Here is a 1,618-nt window from a genome sequence, read left to right on the forward strand (position 1 = left end):
ACCATTGCTGAAGCGTCGCCCGCTGGCTCTTGCTGAGGTGAATCTCGGCTGCGACCCGCATCGTGCCCCTCTGGCCGTTCGCCGCGAGGGTAACGTGGATAGTCCAATAGTGCCCTTTATTTATGAATCATATCACTAGCGGGTGCGGTGTGTGCGGGGGTCGTTCTCGGGATCGGGTTCTCGGCGCTGCTGTCGGCGGCAAGCTGGGGGCCTCGCCTGTTTGCGGATTCGGAGCGCAAAACGGCTCTAGCGGTCGCGATGAGCGGCGGACGCAAGGGCCTGCTTGATCTGGCGCTCGAGCGCCTGCAGGTGGACTCGGCAGATGGCATGCTTCTGCTACGCGCCGAGATGGAAACGAAGTCGCGAGCGCACCACGGCGCTGCCTATCTCGCAACCGTTCTTGCCACCCGCGGTCGCTGCAATGAGGCCTCGGACGCACTCACAACCGCCGAGCTGCGCGCGACGCCGAACCAGCGTGAGGTCTGCGCATGGATCCAGCAGGCCCGGGAACACGTCTCTGGATGCAGTGATCAGACCGGAGCCAGGCTGGGGTACCGAACTCGGGGCGAGACTCGAACCCGGTAGTGGGCCTGATCCCCTCGCGTCGAACACGACATAGGTCGGAGCAGTCACGTTCCCTGAGCGTGACCACCGGAAGTCGACCCGGCGTTCGGGAAGTCCGTCCCTCGACAATCGGAGATCGGCGGAGCCAAGAATCTCCTGGTGTTCGTCATGGAAGAACCGAAGCCGTGGGTCCACGAGCGTCTGGAACAGGCATGCGCGTCTGCCCGCCCGCAGGATCTCCATTGCCGGGTCTCCTCCAAGTCGTTCGCCCAGCAGCGTCATCCTGTGTACAAGGCTGATCAGGGTATGTGCGGCCGCTCTCGCCCCCGGCGATTGCGGTTCTGCAGAGCGGCGCCGAACTCCTTGATTCCAATACGGGAACCCGGCTCGAAGGCGACTGGCACGCGACTTGCGGGTACCAGCACGACGGCGCCACCCAGGCTCCGGCATTGTCGTGTACAAGCACCTCGAACAAGGACCTCTGACATGAACCGCGCCCTTCGATTCTCAGTCCCCCTCGCACTCACCCTTCTTGCCCTGGCCGCCAGCGGTTGTGCCGGTCTTGGGGGAACCCGGCATGGACAATCCACCAGCTTGGTCGACTACATCGACCCGTCTGGCCAGGGCAGGAACTTCGAACCCACGATCCCGCACCTCCGGTTCCCGCTCACCGTCGGTGTCGCCTTCGTGCCGTCAGCGAACCCACATGGCGAAACGACAGACGACAGCTTCACGGAGCAGGAGAAGGTCGAGTTCAGTGAGCGCGTAGTCGAACGATTCGAGCGCCTGGCGTTCGTCGACCGGATCGAGATCATTCCCGCGGTCTACCTCCGCAGCAAGGGCGGCTTCACCAACCTCGACCAACTCAAGAACTTGTATGTTGGCGATCACGAGAAACCGTAGAAATCTGATCATCTAGCCCCAATCCGTCGTTGTGAGGTGAACGCCGGACATTGAAATGGCCCTGTGAGTGTGAGATGAAGGAGTTACAAGGCTTCTCCACCGACACCCAACAAGGCCACTTCAGTGCGATTGATTCAAGGCTCTATTCGGA

General features: G+C 62.1%; 2 protein-coding genes. Both read left to right on the plus strand.

Features of this window, described 5'->3' with window-relative positions:
* Positions 1–147: 147 nt before the first annotated feature.
* Complete coding sequence (locus GY937_12360; protein MCP5057499.1) at positions 148–585, plus strand: hypothetical protein; 438 nt, start codon at positions 148–150, stop codon at positions 583–585.
* A gap of 465 nt (positions 586–1,050) precedes the next feature.
* Positions 1,051–1,467, plus strand: coding sequence for a hypothetical protein (locus GY937_12365; protein ID MCP5057500.1), 417 nt, complete (start codon positions 1,051–1,053; stop codon positions 1,465–1,467).
* Positions 1,468–1,618: the final 151 nt, after the last annotated feature.

Source organism: bacterium (assembly GCA_024228115.1).
In the GTDB taxonomy this organism is placed as follows: domain Bacteria; phylum Myxococcota_A; class UBA9160; order UBA9160; family UBA6930.

What these genes read in the sequence shown, in the direction of transcription:
- GY937_12365 (MCP5057500.1), top strand. Translation starts at nt 1,051, where the DNA reads ATGAACCGCGCCCTTCGATTCTCAGTCCCCCTCGCACTCACCCTTCTT.